Source organism: Streptomyces sp. NPDC052042, from assembly GCF_044548345.1.
Taxonomy (GTDB): Bacteria; Actinomycetota; Actinomycetes; order Streptomycetales; family Streptomycetaceae; genus Streptomyces.
In genome coordinates this window covers 63,863-85,551 of record NZ_JBIUBU010000027.1, presented here as the reverse complement: position 1 = coordinate 85,551, position 21,689 = coordinate 63,863, and the positions used below count along the sequence as shown (strand labels likewise).

Here is a 21,689-nt window from a genome sequence, read left to right as displayed (position 1 = left end):
CTGTCTGCGAAGGGCCGCAAGACGAAGGCCCTGACGGTTTCCCACGCTTTCCACTCGCCGTTGATGGACCCGATGCTCGCGGACTTCCGCAAGGTCGTGGAAGCGGTGTCTTTCGGTACTCCTGTGCTGCCGGTGGTTTCGGCTCTGACCGGTGCTGTGGTGTCGGCGGAGGATTTCTGCTCCGTGGACTACTGGATCGATCACGTTCGTGAGCCGGTGCGCTTCGCTGACGTGGTGGGGGTGTTGGCAGCCGAAGGTGTCGGCACGTTCCTGGAGATCGGTCCGGGCGGTGTGCTGACGGCTCTGGCCGCGGGAGTCCTGGACGGTGGTCAAACCGCTGTCCCGCTGCTGCGTGCGGACCGGTCGCAGGAGACGGCGGTGCTCACCGCCCTGGCCCAGCTCCACGTCCAGGGCACGCCGGTGGACTGGACGGCCGTTCTTGCCGGGCAGGGCGCCCGCCTTGTCGACCTGCCGACGTACGCCTTCCAGCACGAGCGCTACTGGCTCGAATCCCGGCCCGCCGCCGGGGACCTCGCGAGCGCCGGTCTGGGCTCCGCCGACCACCCCCTGCTGGGCGCCGCCGTCGCACTCGCCGACGGCGACGGCCGCGTCCTCACCGGCAGGCTCTCTCTCTCGGCCCAGCCCTGGCTGGCCGAGCACCGGGTCATGGGGGCGGCCCTGCTCCCCGGAACGGCCCTGGTGGACCTCGCGATCCGCGCCGCCGACGAGACCGGCTGCAACGGGGTCGAGGAGCTCACCCTCCAGGCCCCGCTGGTCCTGCCCGCCCAGGGCGCCGTACAGCTCCAGGTCACGGCGGCCGGCCCTGACGGGAACGGGCGCCGGAGCGTCAGCGTCCACTCCCGGCCGGACGGGACGGGCCCCGACGAGCCCTGGTCGACCCACGCCGTCGGCGTACTCGCCCCGCCCGCCGGCACCACCACCGCACAGGACCTGTCGCAGTGGCCGCCCGTCGACGCCGAACCCGTCCCCCTGGAGGGCTACTACGAGCGCCTGACCGAGCTCGGCTTCGGCTACGGACCGCTGTTCCAAGGGCTCCGGGCGCTGTGGCGGCGCGACTCGGAGGTGTTCGCGGAGGTCTCCCTCCCGGAGGACACCTCGGCGGGCGGCTTCGGCGTCCACCCGGCGCTGCTGGACTCCGCCCTGCACGCAGTCGGCCTGGGCGGGCTGCTGCCCGACACCGGCCAGGGCCGGATCCCGTTCGCGTGGAGCGGCGTACGGCTGGAGGCGACCGGTGCCACCGTCCTGCGGGTCCGGCTGACCGCGCCCGCCCCGGACACGGTGTCCCTGTTCGCCGCCGACGGCACCGGGCGGGCGGTCGTCTCCGTCGACTCCCTCGTTCTGCGGGCTGTGACGCCCGATCAGCTGCCTGTCGTGGGCCGGGTCGAGCACCAGGACGCGCTGTACCGGCTGGACTGGCCCGTCCTGCCGCTCGGCCGGGAGGACGAGGCCCGGGGCGGCACCACCGTGCCCCTCGCCCGCGTCGAGGACCACGCGGATCTGCTCGCACTCCTGGACGGCCTCGGCGGCGCGGACCGGCTCGCCGACACCGTGCTGGTCCCGGCACCGCGCGCCTTTCAGGGCGCACCGGACACGGAGCAGGTCCACACGGTGACCCGGGAGGGCCTCGTGCTCCTGCGGACCTGGCTCGGGGACGACCGGACTGCCGGCTCGCGGCTGGTGCTGCTGACCCGAGGTGCTGTCGCCCCCGAGCCGGGGACCACCGTCACCGACCCGGCGCAGAGCGCGCTGTGGGGACTGGTCCGCTCCGCCCAGTCGGAGAACCCCGGCCGGCTGGTCCTCGCCGACCTGGCGGACACCGTCGCCCCCGATGGCGCGGCGGATCGGCTCCTGACCGCGGCGCTGGCCACCGGCGAACCGCAGTTCGCCCTGCGCGGCGACACGGCATACGTACCCCGGCTGGCCCGCCGGACGGCCGCCGACTCGCTGCGTCCCGCCCCCGGAGCGGCCGGCTGGCGGCTGACCACCGCCGGGTCCGACACCGCCGGGGCCGCGGGTACCCTCGACGCCCTCGCGCTCACCGAGAACCCGGCGGCCACCGCCCCGCTCGGCGAGGGCCAGGCCCGGATCGCCGTACGCGCAGCCGGTGTCAACTTCCGCGACGCCCTGATCGCCCTCGGCATGTACCCGGGCGACGCCACCCTCGGCAGCGAAGCCGCCGGCATCGTCGTCGAGACCGGTCCGGGCACCCCCGGCCTGGCGGTGGGAGACCGGGTGTTCGGCATGATCCCCGAGTCCTTCGGCCCGCTCGCCGTCGCCGACCACCGGATGGTGGCACGGATGCCGTGCGGCTGGACGTTCACCGAGGCCGCGTCGGTGCCCATCGTCTTCCTGACCGCCTACTACGCCCTCGTCGACCTGGCCGGCCTGAGGGCCGGGCAGTCGCTGCTGGTCCACTCGGCGGCGGGCGGCGTCGGCATGGCCGCCACCCAGCTCGCCCGCCACCTCGGCGCCGAGGTCCACGGCACGGCGAGCCCCGGCAAATGGGCGGCCCTGGCTGAGGCCGGCGGACTGGACGCCGAGCACCTGGCCTCCTCCCGCGAACTCGCCTTCGAGGAGCGGTTCCTGGCCGCGACGGCGGGCCGCGGGGTGGACGTCGTACTCAACTCCCTCGCCGGGGAGTACGTCGACGCCTCGCTGCGCACCCTGGCCGACGGTGGCCGCTTCCTGGAGATGGGCAAGACCGACGTCCGCGACCCGCGGCAGGTGGCCGAGGAGCACCGGGGCGCCGCCTACACCGCCTTCGACACCATCGAGGCGGGCCCGGACCGGATCGGTGCCATGCTCCACGAGCTGGTGGCGCTCTTCGAAGCCGGGGCCCTGCGGCCCCTGCCCGTCACCTGCTGGGACGTCCGCCGGGCGCCCGAGGCCCTGCGCCACCTGAGCCAGGCCCGGCACATCGGCAAGCTCGTCCTCACCGTCCCCGCCGCACCCGACCCGGAGGGCACCGTCCTCGTCACCGGTGCCACCGGGGCGCTCGGCGGGCTCGTCGCCCGCCACCTGGTCGCCGAACACGGCGTACGCCACCTGCTGCTCACCAGCAGGCGCGGTGCCGCCGCCGAAGGCGCCGACGCGCTGCGCGAGGAACTGCTCGCGGCCGGGGCCGGAACCGTCACCCTCGTGGCCTGCGACACCGCCGACCGGGACGCACTCGCGGCCGTGCTGGCGGAGGTCCCCGGGGACCGGCCGCTGACCGCCGTGGTCCACGCCGCCGGCGTCCTCGACGACGGGCTGGTCACCTCCCTCACGCCGGACCGGCTGGAGGCCGTCCTGCGCCCCAAGGTGGACGCCGCGCTCCACCTGCACGAACTGACCCGGGACGCCGACCTGTCGGCCTTCGTGCTGTTCTCCTCGGTCGCCGCGACCCTGGGCAGCGCGGGGCAGGGCAACTACGCCGCCGCCAACGCCTTCCTCGACGCCCTCGCCCAGCGCCGTGCCTCCGCCGGCCTGCCCGCCACCTCCCTGGCCTGGGGCCCCTGGGCCGACAGCGGAATGGCCTCGGGCATGGACGCGTCCGGCCAGGACCGGATGGCGCGCTCCGGACTGGTCTCCTTCCGGGCGGCGGAGGGCCTCGCGCTCTTCGACGCGGCCCGGACCGGAGCGCAGGCCGTCGCCGTACCCGTACGATTCGACACCGCGGCCCCGGCCGCGGCCGGCCCCGAAGCGCAGCGGTCCGTACCGGCGGTACTGCGTGGCCTGCTGCGCCCCGCCGCCCGGCGCACCGCCAGGGAGGCGGTGGCCGGCGGCGCCCCGGACGCCCTGCGCGAGCGGCTGGCCCGCCTGTCCGGACCCGAACGGGACGGCGCGCTGCTGGACCTGGTCCGCACCCAGGTGGCGGCTGTCCTCGGCCTTGGCGGCCCCCGCGAGGTGGACCGGGAGCGGGAGTTCAAGCTGCTGGGCTTCGACTCCCTCACCTCGGTGGAACTCCGCAACCGGCTCAACGCCGCCACCGGACTGCGCCTCCCCGCCACCCTCGTCTTCGACTGCCCCACGCCCGTGGCGCTCGCCGACCGCATCGGCACCGACCTCGCGCCGGAGCAGGCCCCGGCCCCGTCGGCCGTATCGGTCTTCGGGGAGATCGACCGGCTGGAGCAGGCCCTCGCCGCCGTCGGCGCCGACGACGACATCGTCCGCTCCCGGATCCGGGCCCGCCTGCACGCTGTGCTCGCTGCCTTCAGCACAGATCCCGCCCCGGCCGAAGGCCCCACCGCCGACGAGACGTCCGACGAGCGGCTTCGGAGCGCCACCGTCGACGACATCTTCGCGCTCATCGACCAGGAGCTCGACGGCTCCTGAGCACCCGGAAGAACCCGGACCAGCAGGTGCACACCACCGCAGCCGCACCACCGCAGCCATTCCTGACACTTCTCGACGGGTGAAAGAGACATGCAGAGCGAACAGAACGCACAGCACGCGCAGAACGAGAACGAACAGAAGCTGCTGGACTACCTCAAGCGCGTCACGGCGGACCTCAAGCAGACCCGCCGCCGCCTGCACGAGGTGGAGGCGAAGGACCAGGAGCCGATCGCCATCGTCTCGATGAGCTGCCGCTACCCCGGCGGCGTCGACACCCCCGAAGCGCTGTGGCGGCTGGTCGAAAGCGGCTCCGACGCGGTCACCGGTTTCCCCGACAACCGGGGCTGGGACCTGGAGGAGCTCTACGACCCCGACCCGGGCGTCCCCGGCAAGTGCTACACCCGCGAGGGCGGCTTCCTCCACGACGCCGGCCGCTTCGACCCGGCCCTCTTCGGCATGTCCCCCCGCGAGGCACTGGCCACCGACCCGCAGCAGCGGCTGCTCCTCGAAGTGGCCTGGGAGGCATTCGAACGGGCTGGGATCGCCCCCACCTCCGTCAAGGGCTCCCGCACCGGCGTGTTCGTCGGCCTCGCCTACCAGGGGTACGCGGGCAGCGGCGACACCCGCGAGGAGCTGGAGGGCTTCCTGCTCACCGGAACCGCCCCCAGCGTCGCTTCCGGCCGGGTGTCCTACACCTTCGGGCTGGAAGGCCCCTCGCTGACCGTCGACACGGCCTGCTCCTCCTCCCTCGTCGCCCTCCACCTGGCCGTCCAGGCCCTGCGCCAGGGCGAATGCACCATGGCCCTGGCGGGCGGTGCCGCCGTCATGGCCGCCACCGGCATGTTCACCGAGTTCAGCCGCCAGCAGGGCCTGGCCGTCGACGGCCGCTGCAAGTCCTTCGCCTCCGGAGCCGACGGCACGGGTTGGGGCGAGGGCGTCGGCATGCTCCTCGTCGAGAAGCTCTCGGACGCCCTGCGCAACGGGCACCCGGTCCTCGCGGTGGTCCAGGGGAGCGCGGTCAACCAGGACGGGGCCTCCAACGGGCTCACCGCCCCCAACGGGCCCGCCCAGCAGCGGGTCATCGAGCAGGCCCTGGCCAGTGCCGGGCTGTCCGCGGCCGACGTGGACGTGGTCGAGGCGCACGGCACCGGCACGGCCCTCGGCGACCCGATCGAGGCGCAGGCGCTGCTGGCGACGTACGGTCAGGGGCGCTCACAGGAGCGGCCGTTGTGGCTGGGCTCCCTCAAGTCCAACATCGGGCACACCCAGGCGGCGGCCGGCGTGGGCGGGATCATCAAGATGGTCGAGGCGATGCGCCACGGCCTCCTGCCCCAGACCCTCCACGCCGATGAGCCCTCCCCGCACATCGACTGGACCTCCGGCGCCGTCCGCCTCCTCACCGAGCCCGTGACCTGGACGGAGGACGGCCGCCTGCGCCGGGCCGCCGTCTCCTCCTTCGGAGTGAGCGGCACCAACGCCCACACCATCATCGAACAGGCCCCGACGCTCCCCGCCCCGGCGGAGGACCCCGCCGCACCGCAGGCCCCCGCCCCCGCCGCCGATCCGCTGCCGGTGGCCTGGACCCTCTCGGGCCGCGACACCACGGCCCTGCGCGAACAGGCCGAACGCCTCCTGCGGCACGTCCTCGGACTCGGTGAGGTCAGCCCGGTGGACATCGCCCACTCCCTGGCCACCTCCCGGGCCACCCTGGAGCACCGCGCCGCCGTGGTCGGCACCGAACTGCCCGAACTCGTCGCCGGAGTCACCGCCCTCGCCGCGGCGGAGCCCGCCGCGCAGCTCATCGAGGGCGCGGTCGGCCGCGAGACGGCGACCGCGTTCCTGTTCTCGGGCCAGGGCAGCCAGCGCCTGGGCATGGGGTGCGAACTGTACGCCGGGCAGCCGGTGTTCACCGAAGCCTTCGACGAGGTGTGCGCCGCCCTCGACCCGCACCTCGAACGCCCCCTGCAGGACGTCGTGCTCGGGCAGGAGCCGGACCTGCTGGAGCGCACCGAGTACACCCAGCCGACCCTGTTCGCCGTCGAAGTGGCCCTGTTCCGGCTGCTGGAGTCCTGGGGGGTGCGCCCCGACTTCCTCGCCGGCCACTCCGTCGGCGAGTACGCGGTCGCCCACGCGGCGGGCGTGCTGTCGCTGCCGGACGCGGCGATGCTCGTGGCCCTACGGGGCCGGCTGATGCAGAAGCTGCCGTCCGGCGGGGTGATGGTCGCCGTCCAGGCCTCCGAGGCGGAGGTACGGGAGCTGCTGGCGGGCCTGGAGGGCCGGGCCGGTGTCGCCGCCGTCAACGGGCCGCGTTCCGTGGTGGTTTCAGGCGCCGCCGACGCCGTGTCCGCCATCGTGGACCGGCTGTCCGCCGAGGGCCGTAGGACCAAGGCGCTCGCCGTCTCCCACGCCTTCCACTCTCCGCTGATGGACCCGGTGCTGGCCGCATTCCGGGCCGCCGTCGAATCCGTCGCCTTCGCACCCCCGAAGCTGCCGGTCGTCTCCACCCTCACCGGAGGCCCGGTCACCGCCGAGGAGTTCTGCTCCCCCGACTACTGGGTCCGCCACGTCCGCGAAGCGGTCCGCTTCGCCGACGCCGTCGGCTTCCTCGCAGCCGAAGGCGTCGGTACCTTCCTGGAGGTGGGCCCCGGAGGCGTCCTGACCGCCCTGGCCCAGCACGTACTCGACGACACCCGCGTCCTCGTCCCCCTGCTGCGGACCGACCGCCCCGAGCACCTGGCCCTCACCACCGCACTCGCCCGCCTCCACGTCCACGGCACCCCCGTCGACTGGGCCGCCGTGCACGCCGGCCGCGGCGCCCGCCGCGTCGACCTGCCCACGTACGCCTTCCAACGCCAGGAGTACTGGCTCGAACCCGCCGCCCCGGCCAGCCGCCGGTCGCCGGTCGAGGACTGGCAGTACGGCATCACCTGGGAGCAGCTGAGCACCCCCGCCGCAAGCCCCGTCGACGGGCACTGGCTGCTGGTGGCCCCCGGTGAAGGCGCGGCCCCCGCCGCCGGGGGCCTCGCCGGGGCGCTCCGGGAGGCGCTCACCGCCCGAGGGGCCCGCACCACCATCCTGACCGTGGACGCCGCCGAGGACCGCGAGGCCCTCGCCGGACGGCTGCGGGAGGCCGCCGCAGAGGTCACTCCCCGCGTCGTCGTCTCCCTGCTGGCCCTGGACGAGCGGCCCGCCGCCGGACTGGCCGCCCTCGGCAGCGGTGACGCCGCCACCCTCACCCTGATCCAGGCCCTCGGCGACGCCGCCGTCGATGCCCCCCTGTGGTGCGCCACCCGAGGCGCCGTCACCACCTCCCCCCAGGACCCGCCGACGGCCCCGGCCCAGGCCCGTATCTGGGGCCTCGGCCGGGTCGCCGCACTGGAACACGCGGGCCGCTGGGGCGGCCTCGTCGACCTGCCGGCCGAGTGCGACACCGCCGCCCTGGACCGGCTGCTCGCCGTCCTCACCGCCGACGGCCCGGAAGACCAGCTCGCCGTACGCCCGGGCGGGGTCTTCGCCCGCCGACTCACCCGCACCCCCGCCGCCGAAACCCGGCGCGCCGGGGAATGGCGGCCCCGCGGCACCGTCCTGATCACCGGCGGTACCGGGGCCCTCGGCGCACACGTCGCCCGGCTCCTCGCCGCACGCGGCGCCGAACACCTCGTCCTGGTCGGCCGCCGCGGCCCCGCCGCCGAGGGCGCCGCCGAACTGGCCGCCGAACTGGAGGCGCTGGGAGCCCGGGTGACCGTCGCCGCCGGCGACGTCGCCGACCGGGACACCCTCGCCCGGCTCCTCGGCGAACTGACCGGCCCGGCCGCCGAACAGCCCCTCACCGCCATCGTGCACACCGCCGGCATCGACACCCCCGGACTGCTGGCCGACACCGACCCGGCCGCCTTCGACGCCGTCCTGGCCGCGAAGGCCGCCGGCGCCGCCCACCTCGACGCACTCCTGCGGGAACTCCCCGACGCCCACCCGCTCGACGCGTTCGTCCTGTTCTCCTCCATCGCCGGCGTGTGGGGCGCGGGCGGACAGGCCGCCTACAGCGCCGCCAACGCCCACCTCGACGCCATCGCCGCCGCCCGCCGCGCCGACGGCCTGCCCGCCACCGCCCTCGCCTGGGGCCCCTGGGCCGACTCCGGCATGGCCGCCACCCCCGAGATCGCCGACAGCCTCCGCAAGCGCGGCCTGGAGCCCCTTGCCGCCGACTCGGCGCTCACCGTCCTCGACCGGGCCGTCGGACGCGGCGCGACCGCCGTGACCGTCGCCGACGTCGACTGGGTCCGCTTCGCCCCGACCTTCACCATCGGCCGCCCCAGCCCCCTCCTCGCCGGCCTGCCCGAGGTACGCGACACCGGAAACGGCCGCTCCACGGACTCCGACGGGGCCGAAGACACCACCCGGGCCCTGCGCCGTACCCTCGCCCAGGCCGACCCCGCCGACCGGGACCGCACCCTCGTCGAACTCGTCCGGGCCGAGGCCGCCGCCGTACTCGGCCACCCGGGCCCCGAGGCCGTCGAACCGGGACGTGCCTTCCGCGACCTGGGCTTCGACTCCCTCACCGCCGTCGAGCTGCGGGGCAGGCTGGTCCGTGCCACCGGACTGGCCCTCCCCACCACCCTCGTCTTCGACCACCCCTGCGCCCTCGACCTCGCCGGCCGGCTTCTCGTCGAACTCCTCGGCACCCAGGAGCCGTGCGGAGCCGACGCCACCCCGGCCCCGGCCGACGAGGAACCGATCGCGATCGTCGCGATGAGCTGCCGCTACCCCGGCGGCGTCCGCTCGCCCGAGGAACTGTGGCGGCTGGTGGAACGGGGCACCGACGCCATGTCCGTCTTCCCCGACAACCGAGGCTGGGACCTCGACGCCCTCTACCACCCGGACCCCGACCACCCCGGCACCACCTACGCCCGGGCCGGCGGCTTCCTCTACGACCTGGCCGACTTCGACGCCGCGTTCTTCGGCATCTCGCCGCGCGAGGCCACCGCCATGGACCCCCAGCAGCGGCTGCTCCTGGAAACCTCCTGGGAGGCCCTCGAACGGGCCGGCCTGGACCCGGCGACCGTACGTGGCAGCCGCACCGGTGTGTTCGTCGGCTCCGGCTACCAGGACTACCTCCGCCGGGGCCTCGCCGTCCCCGAAGGCGTCGAGGGCTACCTCGGCACCGGCAACGCCGCCAGCGTGGCCTCCGGGCGCATCGCCTACACCCTCGGCCTCGAAGGCCCCGCAGTGACCGTGGACACCGCCTGCTCCTCCTCCCTCGTCGCCCTGCACATGGCCGCCCAGTCCCTGCGCCGGGGCGAATGCGAACTGGCCCTCGCCGGCGGCGTCACCGTCATGTCCAGCTCGGGCGCCTTCGTCGAGTTCAGCCGTCAGCGCGCCCTGTCCGCCGACGGTCGCTGCAAGGCCTACTCGGCAGACGCCGACGGCACCGGCTGGGGCGAGGGCGTGGGCATGCTGCTGGTGGAGCGGCTCTCCGACGCCCGCCGCAACGGCCACCCCGTCCTCGCCGTGATCCGCGGCTCCGCCGTCAACCAGGACGGCGCCTCCAACGGCCTCACCGCACCCAGCGGCCGGGCCCAGCAGCTCGTCATCCGCCAGGCCCTCGCCGACGCCGGCCTGTCCACCGCCGACGTCGACGCCGTCGAGGGACACGGCACCGGCACCCGCCTCGGCGACCCCATCGAGGCCTCCGCCCTCCTGGCCACCTACGGTCAGGGGCGCGATGCCGACCGGCCCCTGTGGCTGGGCTCCCTCAAGTCGAACATCGGCCACACCCAGGCCGCCGCAGGAGCCGGCGGCATCATCAAGATGGTGCAGGCGCTGCGCCACGGCCTGCTCCCCAGGACCCTGCACGCCGACGAGCCCACCCCGCACGTCGACTGGACGGCCGGCGCCGTCCGGCTGCTCACCGCACCCGTCGCCTGGGAGCCCGACGCCGACGGCCGGCCCCGGCGTGCCGGGGTGTCCTCCTTCGGCATGAGCGGCACCAACGCCCACGTCATCATCGAGGAAGCACCCGGCCCCGGCCCCGTCCCCGACATCGCGCCCGCAACGGAAACCGCCCCGGACGGCGCCCCCGCGCCCCGGCCCCTGCGCTCGGCGGCCACCGCGCTGCCGCTCGCCGCCCGCACCGCCCCCGCCGTGGAGGAACAGGCGGCCCGCATCGCCGCCCTCCTCCGCGAGGACCCCGCCGCCGACCCGCGCGCGACCGGCCACGCACTCGCCACCACCCGCACCCCCTTCGCCGAACGCGCCGTGGTCGTCGGCGAGGACCGCGACGAGTTGATCGCCGCCCTCGACGCGCTCGCCACCGGCGACTCCCACGCCAGCGCTGTCCGCGGCACCGCCGCCGCACCCGCCCAGCCCGTGTTCGTCTTCCCCGGCCAGGGCTCCCAGTGGGCCGGCATGGCCGTCGGACTCCTCGACACCTCCGAGGTGTTCCGCGACCGGATCGCAGCCTGCGGCCGGGCCCTGGCACCTCACGTGGACTGGGACCTCGAAAACGTCCTGCGCGCGACGGACGGCGCCCCGCCCCTGGAGAGCCCCGACGTCGTCCAGCCCGTGCTCTGGGCCGTGATGGTCTCCCTCGCCGAACTGTGGCGCTCCTGCGGGGCCCGCCCCGCCGCCGTCGTCGGCCACTCACAGGGCGAGATCGCCGCCGCCGTCGTCTCCGGCGCCCTGACCCTCGACGACGGCGCCCGCCTCGTCGCCCGCCGCAGCGCCCTCCTCCTGCGCCTGTCCGGACAGGGCGGCATGGTCTCCCTGCCCCTGCCGGAGACCGAGGCCGACGAACGCATCGCCCCCTGGCACGGCCGCCTCGCCGTGGCCGCCGTCAATGGCCCCCGCACCGTCGTCGTCGCCGGGGACCCCGAGGCACTGACCGAACTCCTCGAAGCCTGCGTCGCCGACGGCGTCCGCGCCAAGCGGGTCCGCGTCACCCTCGCCTCGCACTGCGCCCAGGTCGAATCCCTGCGCGAGGAACTCGCCGCGGAACTCGCCACGCTGACGCCCACCGCGCCCGCCGTCCCGTTCTACTCGACGGTGACCGGCGAACCCCTCGACACCCCGCCGGACGCCGCTTACTGGTACGGCAACCTCCGCCGGACCGTCCGCTTCGAACAGGCCGCCCGGCGGCTGCTCGCCGACGGACACCGGGTCTTCATCGAGGTCAGCCCGCACCCCGTGCTGGTCTACGGGCTCCAGGACACCATCGACGACACCCCGGTGGAGACCCCCGCCGCCGTCCTCACCACCCTGTCCCGCGCCGAAGGCGGTGCCCGCCGCTTCCTGACCTCTCTTGGCGACGCCCACGCGCACGGCGTCCCCGTCGACTGGAAGACCGTGCTCGGCGGCGAGGGCACCGAGGCCGTGGCCCTGCCCACCTACCCCTTCCAGCGGCAGCGGTACTGGCTCGACGCACCCGACACGGCGGCCGACCCGGTCCCCGACACCGGATCCGCCGCAGACGCCGGATTCTGGGCGGCCGTGGCCGACGAGGACCTCACCACCCTCGCTCGGGAACTGGACATCGACGAGGACGCCACCCTGCGCACCGCGCTCCCGGCCCTGAACGCCTGGCACCGGGGCCGCCGCGACGAGGCCGCCGCGGAGGCCTGGCGCTACCGCATCGCATGGAAACCGGTGCCGGACCCCGCACCGCCCACCACCCCCACCGGGGTCTGGCTCGTCGTCGTCCCCGCCGAACGGCCCGAGGACCCCGCCGTGGACCTGGCACTGGACTCCCTCGCCGCACACGGCGCCGAGATCGCCCGCCTGGACGTGGCGGGCGACGCCGACCGCAGCAGCCTCACCGACGCCCTGCGCGCGGCCGGCCGCGAAGCGACCGGCGTACTGTCCCTGCTGGCCCTCGACGAACGCGCCCATCCGGAGCACCCCGCCGTCCCGCTCGGCCTGGCCACCACCCTGCACCTCGTCCAGGCGCTCGGCGACGCGGGCCTCGGCGCCCCCCTGTGGTGCCTCACCTGGGGCGCGGTGTCCACCGGGCCCGCCGACCCCGTCCGAGCCGTCCGCCAGGCACCGGTGGCCGCCCTGGGCCGGGTCGCCGCCCTGGAACACCCCGGCCGGTGGGGAGGCCACATCGACCTGCCCGACGGGGTACCGGCCACCGACGGCCGCACCGGCCGCCGGCTGGCCGCCGCCCTCACCGGCGCCGGCGGCGAGGACCAGCTCGCCCTCCGGGCCGACGGCCTCCTCGCCCGACGGATGCGCCGCGCCACCGGCGCCGACGCACCCACCGGCCCCGGCTGGCAGCCGCGCGGCACCGTCCTGGTCACCGGCGGCACCGGCCACATCGGCAGCCACGTCGCCCGCTGGCTCGCCGCAGCCGGCGCCGCCCACCTGGTACTGGCCGGCCGCCGCGGCCCCGACGCCGAAGGCGCCGCGGAACTGGCCGCCGAACTGGAGGCCCTGGGCGCCGGCGTGACCCTGGCCGCCTGCGACACGGCCGACCGCGAGGACGTCGCCCGGCTCCTGGACTCCCTCGACACCCTGCCCCCACTGAGCGCGGTCGTGCACGCCGCGGGCACCGGCACCCCCGCCATGCTCGCCGACACCACCGTGGCCGAGTTCGACGCCCTCCTCGGGGCGAAGGCGGCTGGCGCCGCCCACCTGGACGAACTCCTCGCCGACCGGGAACTCGACGCGTTCGTGCTGTTCTCCTCCGGAGCCGCGGCCTGGGGCAGCGGCGCCCAGGCCGGGTACGCGGCCGCCAACGCCTTCGTGGACGCCCTCGCCGAGGACCGCTGGGCCCGCGGCCTGACCGCCACCTCCGTCGCCTGGGGCGCCTGGGGCGGCGGAGGCATGGTCGACCGGGCCGCCGAGGAGCGGCTGCGGCTGCGCGGCCTCGACCCCATGGACCCCGGCCTCGGGGTGCTGGCCCTGCGCCGCGCGGTCGAACGCGGCGACACCACCGTGGTCGTCGCCGAGGTGGACTGGACCCGGTTCGTCCCGGGTTTCACCGCCGCCCGGCCCAGCCCCCTCATCGGCGACCTGCCCGAGGTCCGCCGACTGATCGCCGCCGAGGAGAGCGGCGACGGCGCTCCCGCCGACGGCGAACCGCCCCTGCTGCGCCGCCTCGCCGGGCTCTCCGGCGCCGACCCGGCCCCGGCGGTGCTGGAGTTCGTACGCTCCGAGGCGGCCGCCGTACTCGGCCACCCGTCCGTCGACGCGGTGGGGGAGCGGCAGGTCTTCCTCGAACTCGGCTTCGACTCGCTCACCGCCGTCCAGCTCGCCAAGCGGCTCGGCCGGGCCACCGGCATGAAACTGCCCGGCACCCTGGTCTTCGACCACACCACCCCCGCCGCCCTGACCGCCCGCCTCCTCGAACTGCTGGCCCAGCGCCCCGGTGCCGCCCCGGCCGCACCAGCCGGGGGCGAGACCGCCGGCGAGGACCTGCTCGTCGGTCTCTACCGGCGGGCCGGAGAGCTCGGCCGCCTCGCCGAGGGCATCGAGATGGTCACCGCCGCCGCCCGGCTGCGACCCGTCTTCGACGTTGTCGACGCGGACCGTCACCGGCCCGTCCCGGTCCGCCTGGCCCACGGCGAGGAGGGCCCCCACCTGGTCTGCTTCGGCCCCTACATGGCGCCCTCCGGAGTCCACCAGTACGCCCGCTTCGCGGCGGCGTTCGGCGGCCGCCGCAGCATCTGGGGGCTCCCCGAGCCGGGCTTCGGCCCGGGTGAGTCACTGCCCCGGGACGTCGAAGCCCTCGTCGAGGTCCACGTCAGGGCCGTCACGGCCTGCGCGGGCGAGGAGCCGGTCGTCCTCGTCGGCTACTCCTCGGGCGGCTGGGTGGCGCACGCCGTCGCCTGCCGGCTGGAGCAGTTGGGCCGGCCCGTCGAAGGCATCGTGATGCTCGACAGCTTCACCCGGACCCAGGGCATGGGCGACCGGTTCCAGGCAGCCGTGGTGCGGGAGCAGTCCGACCGCTTCGAGTTCATCTCCGCGCCCGGCACCCAGCTCACCGCGATGGGCGGCTACCTCGCCCTCTTCCAGGACTGGAACGCCCCCGAGGCCGCGGCCCCCACCCTCGTCGTCCGTGCCGCCGACTGGATGGCGGACGGCGCGGACCCGACCGCCGACCGGACCGCCGACCGGACCGACGACCGCCCGCCGGCCCCCGAACACGCCGACAACGTCACCGAAGTACCCGGCAACCACTACACACTGATGGAGCATCACGCCGAGTCCACGGCCGCAGCCGTCGACGAGTGGATCCTCAAGCTTCCCTGAACCTCCCGACTCCCTCCCGTTCTTCGAAAGGACACGACCGCTCCATGAACACCCCGACCACCACCGAAAGCAGCCTGTGGATACGCCGGTTCCAGCCGAGGCCCGACAGCTCCGTCCGGCTGGTCTGCCTGCCGCACGCCGGTGGCTCCGCCAGCTTCTACCTGCCTGTGGCCCGAGCCATGCCGGACTTCGCCGAGGTGCTGTGCGTCCAGTACCCGGGCCGGCAGGACCGGCACGCCGAACCCCTGATCGACAGCGTCCCCGAACTCGCCGACCAGGTCTTCACCGCCCTGCTGCCCTGGGCGGATCGGCCGCTGGCCTTCTTCGGGCACAGCATGGGCGCCTCCGTCGCCTACGAGGTCGCCCGCCGCTTCGAGCGGGAGAAGGGCATCGTGGCGGCGGCCCTGTTCGCCTCCGGCCGCCGCGCGCCCTCCGCGTACCGCCACGAGACCGTGCACCTGCGCGACGACGACGGCCTGATCGAGGAGGTGAAGAGCCTCAGCGGCACCGACACCCGGCTGCTCGGCGACGAGGAGGTGCTGCGGATGGTCCTCCCGGCCATCCGGGCCGACTACCGGGCCGCGGAGACCTATGTGCCAGAGCCGGGGGAGCGGCTGCGCTGCCCCGTGCTGGCCATGGTCGGCACCGAGGACCCGAAGGTGACCGTCGCCGAGGCCGCCGCCTGGGCAGAGCACACCGAAGGCCCCTTCGACCTGCGGGTGTTCTCCCCGGGCCACTTCTACCTGGTGCGCGACCACGCCGAGGTCATCGAGGCCATGGCGGACCGGCTCCGCAGCGCCATCGCGACATGACAGCACGTCATATCCCGGACCAGTACTCCAGCAGGATTTTGCTGTCCGACCTGCGGGTTTCACCAAGGGGCTGGAGTGCAGCCTCGACGTAGCGTGCCGGGAATCCGGCACGCCGTACGAAGGCACCGCTGCTCACGTCAGGCAGCGCCCTGCTGAGGTTCCGTCGGCCGCAGCACCTCCCGCCCTCGGCCGCGGCGCCTACCGTCCCGGCAGCACCGAGATCCCTGCCAGGCCGTCGCGAGGGCACCGCGGACCAACCTGCGTTGTCAGTGGCCCTCGTTAGTCTCCCCTCACATCGCAGTTCAGGGGTTTCGTGGCCCTTGGTCCAGGCTGCGCTGACATCTGATGGACAGGCGGAGGGGCACGGCTGATGGCGTGGCTGGCAGCGGGTGAGGGGTACGAGATCACCCTCGAGGACGGGAGCGTGGTCGCACGGCGCGTCGGGGGGCGGCAGTTGAAGGCGCTGCCGAAGGCGTTGCGCGACAGTCCCGAGGTCGACCGGCTGAGGCAGCTGGCCGAGTGGCTGGACCGGCACTCGGCGTCGTGCGTGGCTCAAGTGGATGCCTGGATGGTGTCGTCGCTTCCGGTTCCGACCGAGCTGATCGCGCGGGTGTGGCCGGATGAGGCGTGGCAGGCGGCGCTGCGTGACATGGCCGTCGTGGGCGACGATCCGGACGAGGTCGGCTTCCTGCGGGACGTCACCGGCAACGGGGAGCTCAAGGTGGTCGACCTCGACGGTGAGACCGTGCGGCTGTCGCCGCGCGTGGTGACGCTTCCCCACCCCGTGCTCCTGCCGGACCTGGAGGACGTACGGGACTTCGCGGCCGACCTCGGCATCACCCAGAAAGTGGAGCAGATCCACCGGGCGACCTGGGCCAGGCCGGGCGGGCCGGATGCCGGGCGTCCGGAGACGGCGACGGAGGTACGGGACTACGCGGGCGCGAAGTTCGCCTCGCGGTTCGGTCTCGCGGCGCGCGCCACGGGCCTCGGCTACCGGGTGTCCGGTGGCTACGCCACGTGCAAGGTGCGTGATGGGGGCCGCAGCACGGAGGCGTCGGTGTGGATCGGCGAGCCGTACTGGGACGGGGAGTCGGAGACCGGCGGGCTGAGCTGGCACGACGAGGACGGCCGCGCGGTGCGGCTGACCGAGGTCGGGCCGGTGGCCTGGTCCGAGGGGATGCGCATGGCCGCTGCGCTGTACGCCGGCCGCACGATCGAAGAGGGTGCGAACGCGTGACCGGGACGGTTGAGAACGACAACAAGGAGCTGCTCGCGGCAGGCGCGGTCCTCCCGGCCGACGCGCGGGGTGCGGGCCCTTCAGCGATTGAGCTGACCGCGCGGGCCTATCGCCACGTGGCGATAGGCGAGGATCGGGTCGTCGTGCGGCTGGCCGCGGCCGAACTGGGCCCCGCCGAGGACCTCGCCGCCGGCTTCCTCGGACTCGAGCCGCAGGGCGAGCCGGCCGTGGTCGGTCTCGGTCGGCGCCAGGAACTCGGCTTTCCCGAGTGGGTGCTGGTCCACCACCCCCAGGACGGGCACCACGCCCTGGCGGTCGTGCCGGAGCTGGACCGGCTGGCCCGGCAGGCCAGGACCAAGCCCAAGGCCGCCCTGGACGCCTGCCACGAGCTGGCCGGGCGGCTCGCCTCGGCCGTCCCGCACTTCCTGCCCGTCTTCTACGAGCAGGCCGCGCGGGTCTTCCTCGGCGTCGAGAACAGCACGTACGCCGGTCAGCTGTTCGGCCGTGCCCGCACGAGCGAGGCGCAGCACGGGCTGACGGTCGACGAGGACCGCCTCGACGCCGTGTTCCTGGAGTTCGCCCTGGCCGGTGCGCTGCCGGTGAAGGTACTGACCGGTTACGGCAAGGACCTGTCGGCCCGTCTGGCGCCCGTCGAGGCGTACGAGAGGTTCCGGCGGCTGTGCGTGCGCCGGACCGCCGGCGGTCTTGCGCCTTCCGCCCAGGCCGCGGTGGAGCTGAGGCGGCTCGCCCGCGCCGCGGCCCTGTCCGGCAGCGGGGCGGAGCAGGACTACCTCGCCGACCTCCTTCCGCTGCCGGCCACCTTGCGGGCGGCCGCCGGTTGGTGGAAGTCGCACCGCGGCGCGCTGGTCGCGCTGGCCCGGCGCGTTCCGTCCGTGCGGGGCACGCTGCTGTCGATGACCCCGCCCGGGGACAGCGGGGAGATGACCGAGCTGTGGCTGGGAATCCTGGCGGAGTCGGGGGCCGACGCCGGTCTCGCGGTCGCCGACCTGCCGCAGGAGGAGCAGTGCTCCGACGGCGCGGCGGGCTGGCTGGAGCGCTTCCACAGTGCCCGGCATCGCGGTTGGGGGCCGCGCCCGACGCCGCCCGCCCTGCTGGAGCTGGTCGAGCGGGCGGCCGCCCGGCTGCGTGCCGATCTGGCGGCACGGCCCGAGGGCGAGCGGTTCCTGAGGATCGGTGTCGAGGACGTGAACCTGCTGGACCTCCTGCTGTCGCTGGAGATCTCGGTCGCCGACCCCGAGGAGAAGTCCGCCCACCACCAGCGCGGCAACGCCCTGAACCTGTCGGACTGGGCGCGCGGCGAGGAGCCGCGGGACCTGGTCGCGCTGGCAGCCGACCCGCGCTTCCGGCCCGCCTTCGGGCGCGGGGCGAACAGCTACAACAGCGCGTCCTCCGGTGCCGACGTGATGCGGAGGCTGGCCGCCTCGCCCGGCGGCCGTCCGATGCTCACCGAGTGGATGCGCGAGGTGGCCGCCTCGTCGGTGGCGGCCGGGCTGCCCGGACTGCCGAACGCGATCGAGCGACTTTCGTGGCTGCCCTCCGAGGCTCTCGTGCTCGCGCCCCAGGAGGTCGCGGCCGCGGCCGGTGCCGATCTCGGCGAGGCCGTGGCGCGCACGCTTCGGGGCGGTCTGTGGGAGGAACTGCGCTGGCCGGCATGGGAGAAGGCGCTGACGGAGCTGGCACCGGGGCGCCACACCACCGAGGGTCTGACGGTCGTCGAGGCATGGCCGTATCTGATCGTGGCCAACGCGACGCAGGTGCGCGTCATCGACGCCGACTCCACCGTTCTCGTGCACGATCTGCGGGTGCCCACCACGTCCGTGTGGCGGACGGGCTTCCACTACGTGGACGGTGCGCTGCTGGTGTTCTGGAGCACGTACGGTCGCGGCGAGCCACAGGGCTACTGGCACGCCGCGCCCGACACGGTGTTCGCTCTCGCCGGCGCCGACTCCTGGACCATGCGTTCGGATCACCTCAGCCTGCAGCTGCCCGGCGGCGGCCGCACCACCGGCGGCGGGGTCCTCCACAGCGGCGACACGAAGCTGCCCGCGGAGCGCGCGCTGCTGTTCGACGGCACGTCGTACTGGGTGTGGCAGGACAGGGACGGGGAGGACAAGGGCGGCTGGCTCGAGTACGACCCCGTGGGCGGCGCGTACGGCCGGCGCTCACAGCCCGGTTTCCTCGCCGACGCGCTGCTGCGGCATGCCGCCGGGGCCGAGTTGGCGGCCGGCTCGTGCTGGCTGCGGCCCGCCCCGACGGTGCCGGGTTCGGCCCAGGGGACGTCCGCGGACGGGCTCCTCGGCTGGCGTGTCGTGCGGCTGCCCGACGGCGGCCACCACGGAGAGGACACCACCGGACGGGTCGTCACCCTTCCGAAGGGCGCGGGCAGGCCGGTCGCCGCGCTGACCTTCCCCGGCGACGACCGGCCGCGGGCACTGACCCAGCAGTGGCGCGAGCTGTCGCTCAGCGACCCGGAGGGCCTGGTCACGACGTCGGCCCGGTGCGACCACCGCGACGAGCTGTACGGGACCGCGGCTCAGGCCCTGCCGCCGCTGCCGTACCTGTACATGCTGCGCGCGCGTGATCCGCAGGGGTCGGCGGCGCTGCGGGGCGCCGACGCGGAGTCGGCCGGCGTCCTGCTGAAGGCGGCCGTGCTCGCGGAGCGCGTGGCGGACCTTCCCGAGCTGGTGAGCGCCGCGCTGCCGCAGGTCTCGGCACCCGAGCTGATCGCCGGCGTGGTGAAGGTGCTGCGCTTCGCGGTGCGGCAGCAGAAGGCGCTGGACGCCGTGGCCGCACGGCTCGACCCCGCCGCCGAGCTCACAGAGGTCCGGAGCCAGGGACCGAGCGACCACGTGCTCGCCAAGGCGCTGCACGGCATCGCCAGTACCGACTACTACCGCTACGGCGCGGACACCGACGTGACCCACCGATACCTGGAGTCTCTGGCGTCCGTGTGCGCGGACACCGCCGCCACGGCGCTGCCGGGCCGGCTGCACTTCGATCTGCCGTCACTGCCCTACTCGGGACTGCCGTTTGTCTCGCTCCTGGACGAGCCGGCCGCGATCGCCTACCGGGCCGTCGCGCCCGGCAGCGACCCGGCACACCGGGCAGCCCTGCTCGAAGTCCTCGGCCGGGTGGACGCGCTGGGGCTGGCCTCGACGGCGGCCTCGGCCGGCCACTGGCGCCGGGTCCTGGTCCGCCTGACGACGCCCCACCTGGACACGCCGGACGGCCAGCGGCGCAACGTCGCTCACCGCAGTGTGCTGCCCCTGGGCGGCGGTGCCGTGCTCGGCATCACCGAGCACAACTCCGGCGTCGACGACGGGTGGGAGTTCGGCGCGCTGCTCCACGATCCGATGGGCCGTTTCGAGGTGCCCGGCCCCTACACCGTGAGCGGTGAAGCGCCGGTGGGCGACCGGGTGCGCGGCGCCGACTGGCTGACCGGCTTCCTCGGGGAGGCGCGGTCCCGTGAGGCGGTGCCCTTCCTGCCGGAGGCCGCCGACGAGTTCAGCCGCCTCACCGGTGTGTCTCGGGCGCTGGCCCGGATCGTTCTCGCGGGCATGCCCGACGTGGACAGCTGGGAGAACAACTTCCTGCCGGCCGAGCTGCGCAAGGCGCTCGGGCTGAAGGTGGCCGAGGCGGGACACGCCCGCGACGAACTGCGCGCGCTCCCGGTCGAGGTACGCCGGGCGGTACTCGCGGCGCTCCTGCCCGACGACCCGGCACGGCTGTGGAGCGAGGGCCCGGACGTGGCGTCGGCGGTCGCCGTGTGGAATGAGAAGGTAGGACGGCGCCGGCAGGTGCCCGACTGGCTGGCGGTGGAGGCTGCGCGCGCCACGGGCAGCGACTGGCCCGTGCACCGGGCGCTCCCGGCGCTGCTGGAACCGGCGTCGTCGCCGGAGCTCGGCGTCGACGTGCCGTGGCGCATCGAGGGCGATCATCCGGCGACGGCGTCCCCCGCCGATGCGCCGTTCACCTCGGCGGTGCTGGTCGGCTCGATGAGTCTGATGGCCTGGCTGGCCCACCGGCTGCCCGCCGGCGATCCGGTGCGGGCGGCGCTGCCGAGTGCGCTGACCGCCGTGCGGCAGCGCCTTGAGGCACCCGAACTGCTGCTCTCCGCCGGGCACTACACGAGCCTCGCGGACTTCCGGAAGGTGGCCGGCGCCCCGACGGAGACGGCACCGGACCACGAGCGGTACGGCGCGGTGCTCATGGCCACGCAGGACGGCCAGCCCCAGCCGGCCGTACGGCCCGCCCTGCTGGACTCCACCGGCTTTGACCCGTACCTGGTGGCGCTGCGCGGCGTGGATCAGCAGCCGACCGGGGTCGAGACGGCCCTGCGGAGGGCGCACGACCCGGCGTTCGCACGGCTGCTGGCCGACCCGGGCGCGCCCGCGGCCGGCGTGGCGGACGACGAGGGCCTGTGGTGGCCGCAGGATCCGTCCCGTTCGGTACCCGAGCGGGTGGCCGAGGTCGCCGAGGCACGCGGTCTGACCGCCGACGCGGCGACGCTGTACCTGATGCTGCTGGCCATGCCCGACCCGACGGACCGCAACACCGCGCGGTGGACGGGATGGAAGCCGGCCCGTCTCAAGGCGGCTCGGGCCGAACTGGCCGAGACCGACCTGGTGGTGTCGGCCGTGCGGAGCCGGGCGGGACGCTCGCTGTTCCTGCCGGGCGCCTGGGCGGAGCAGTCGGCGCCCGTCCTGCCCGTCGAGCAGTGGAAGCTGCCGATGTACGCGGTGGCCACGGGCGGCCGGCCGGTGCTGGGTGCACTGGTGCCGACCGAACCGGTCACGGAGCTGTTCGCCCGGGCCTGGCAGCGGATCCTCGACGGCGACCTCCCGCGCTTCGAGGAGCTGAAGGTGCGGCGCACGAGGCGTCGCCGTTGAGGCACCGTCACTGTGCCGCCGCCGAACGGCACCTGAGCCGCCGCTGACCGGCAGCCCGTCGTCAGCACGGCGCGGCGCGCCCGCCCCGGGTGCGCCGCGCCGGCCCCCCGCCCCGTACGCACACTTGTCGAACCATGACGAAGGAAA

4 protein-coding genes and 1 pseudogene are annotated in these 21,689 nt (G+C 75.0%); all 5 read left to right on the top strand.

What is annotated here, in order from left to right; all coding sequences use genetic code 11:
• The 5 genes and pseudogenes from ACIHCL_RS30995 to ACIHCL_RS30975 all read left to right on the top strand — a co-directional run bounded on the left by ACIHCL_RS30995 (position 1) and on the right by ACIHCL_RS30975 (position 21,542).
• On the top strand, positions 1–4,335 hold the full coding sequence (locus ACIHCL_RS30995; protein WP_399867170.1) for an SDR family NAD(P)-dependent oxidoreductase: 4,335 nt from the start codon (positions 1–3) through the stop codon (positions 4,333–4,335).
• 129 nt (positions 4,336–4,464) lie between these two features.
• Positions 4,465–14,583 (top strand): annotated as a pseudogene (locus ACIHCL_RS30990) (type I polyketide synthase); the annotation flags it as partial.
• Between the two features lie 44 nt (positions 14,584–14,627).
• Entirely contained in the window at positions 14,628–15,395 is a 768-nt protein-coding gene (locus ACIHCL_RS30985; protein ID WP_399867167.1) for a thioesterase II family protein, read from the top strand.
• 370 nt (positions 15,396–15,765) lie between these two features.
• On the top strand, positions 15,766–16,632 hold the full coding sequence (locus ACIHCL_RS30980) for a DUF4132 domain-containing protein (RefSeq protein ID WP_399867165.1): 867 nt from the start codon (positions 15,766–15,768) through the stop codon (positions 16,630–16,632).
• Positions 16,629–21,542: a DNA-binding protein gene (locus ACIHCL_RS30975; protein WP_399867162.1), complete on the top strand. Its 4,914-nt coding sequence runs from the start codon at positions 16,629–16,631 to the stop codon at positions 21,540–21,542. The genes ACIHCL_RS30980 and ACIHCL_RS30975 overlap by 4 nt, the downstream gene beginning before the upstream one ends.
• Positions 21,543–21,689: the final 147 nt, after the last annotated feature.